The 433-nt window shown below is 65.1% G+C and carries 1 protein-coding gene; it reads right to left on the minus strand.

Features of this window, described 5'->3' with window-relative positions; translation table 11 throughout:
- Window positions 1-433 (minus strand): aldehyde dehydrogenase family protein (locus ASE71_RS37005; protein WP_244497376.1); only part of this gene is annotated, 433 nt, incomplete at both ends.

The raw sequence follows: 433 nt of genomic DNA on the forward strand, positions 1-433 counted from the left end.
CCGGGAAGATGCGGTGCAACGCTGGCCGGTCGAGAAGAAGGCGGAGTTGACCGCCGCCTCGACCGCGACCGCAAGATCGGCGTCGTCAAGCACGACGAACGGGTTCTTGCCGCCCATCTCCAGCTGGTATTTGCGATTGTGTTCGACCGAGGCGAGCGCCACGCGTTTTCCCGTGCCGGTCGAGCCGGTGAAGGTGATGGCGTGAATGTCCGGGCTGTCGAGCATCGCCTGGCCGACGACCGAGCCCTTGCCCATCACGAGGTTCAAGACGCCCTTCGGCAGGCCGGCGCGGTTAAGAATGTCGACGATCGCCCAGGAACTGCCGGGCACCAGTTCGGCCGGCTTGAAGACGACGGTGTTGCCGTAGCAAAGCGCCGGCGCGATCTTCCAGGCGGGAATGGCGATCGGGAAGTTCCAGGGCGTGATGATGCCG

Origin of the sequence: Ensifer sp. Root954 (genome assembly GCF_001429005.1) — a bacterium.
Classification (GTDB): domain Bacteria; phylum Pseudomonadota; class Alphaproteobacteria; order Rhizobiales; family Rhizobiaceae; genus Ensifer; species Ensifer adhaerens.